We start from the raw sequence: 1,333 nt of genomic DNA on the forward strand, positions 1-1,333 counted from the left end.
GATGGCCCGCTGCCGCCGCAGCTGGGCGACGTGGCGCAGTTCGAGGGCATCCGAAGCCGCTTCGGCGTAATCGCCGACATGATCGCGCGCGAGCAGCCACGCACGGTGCGTGCGCTGCTGCACCTGCTCGCAGGCAGTCGCGGCCACGCCACCGTGGCCGGCACGCCGTCCGACATCGCCGACCACATCGAACACTGGCATTCGAGCGGCGCGGCAGACGGCTTCATGCTGATGCCGCACCTCCTGCCGCGCGACCTTGACATCTTCGTCGACGCAGTCGTGCCACTGCTGCGCCAGCGCGGCCTGCGTCCAACCGGACGCCGCCGCGCACCGCTGCGCGAGCGCCTGGGCCTGGCCCCGCTCTCTTCCTGATCCCATCCTTTCCTCCATATACACAAGGAAATCCCTATGTCTCAACGTCTCGGCGGCAAGGTCGCCTTCGTCTCCGGCGGCGCCCGTGGCCTCGGCGCTTCCCACGCTCGGCGCTTCGTTCGCGAAGGCGCACGCATGGTCATCGGCGACCTGCTCGAAACGGAAGGCCGTGCACTCGCGGCCGAACTCGGCGCAGACCGCGCACTCTTCGTACCACTGGACGTGACCAGCGAGGCCTCCTGGCTGCACGCGCGCGAGCAGGCCGAGGCGGCCTTCGGCCCCATCTCCATCCTGGTGAACAACGCCGGCATCCAGAAGCTCGGCACGGTGCTCGACAGCACGCTGGAAGACTTCGATGCGGTGGTGCAGGTCAACCTGAACGGAACCTTTCTCGGCACCAAGACCATCGCGCCCTCGCTCATCCGCGCAGGCGGCGGCAGCATCATCAACGTCTCGTCCATCGCCGGCATGCTCGGGCTGCCCAACACCGTCGGCTACGTGGCCGCCAAGTGGGCCGTGCGCGGCATCACCAAGGCTTCGGCGCTGGAACTGGCGCAGCACCACATCCGCGTGAACTCAATCCACCCCGGCCGCATCGTGACGGACCTAACGGCGGGTCTGAACGCGCCGATCCGGCCCAACCAGCTCATCAAGGAACCCGGCGCACCCGAGGACGTGAGCAACCTCGTAGCCTTCCTCGCAAGCGATGAATCGCGCTTCAGCACCGGCGTGGAGTTCATCGTGGACGGCGGCCGCTATGTCGGCGAATCCGACCCCGTTCAATGACCGGAAAGGCTTGGACACGATGAGCATCGCACTGCGAGCGGAGTACGCCCATTTCATCGATGGCGACTGGGTTCCTTCGGCCGACGGCCGCACGATCGGCGTCGAGGATCCATCCACCGGCCAGGTTATCGCGCGCAGCGCCCGGGGCAGTGCGGCGGACATCGCGCGCGCCGTC

The 1,333-nt window shown here is 67.8% G+C and carries 1 protein-coding gene and 1 pseudogene; both read left to right on the forward strand.

The genetic code is table 11. From position 1 onward, the window contains the following. A pseudogene (locus ACDELDRAFT_RS22515) lies at nucleotides 1-372 on the forward strand (hypothetical protein); the annotation flags it as partial. Between the two features lie 36 nt (nucleotides 373-408). Further along, nucleotides 409-1,158 (forward strand): SDR family oxidoreductase, encoded by a 750-nt coding sequence (locus ACDELDRAFT_RS22520; RefSeq protein WP_005801237.1) that lies wholly within the window; start codon nucleotides 409-411, stop codon nucleotides 1,156-1,158. Nucleotides 1,159-1,333: the final 175 nt, after the last annotated feature.

Source organism: Acidovorax delafieldii 2AN (assembly GCF_000175235.1).
In the GTDB taxonomy this organism is placed as follows: Bacteria; Pseudomonadota; Gammaproteobacteria; order Burkholderiales; family Burkholderiaceae_C; genus Acidovorax; species Acidovorax delafieldii_B.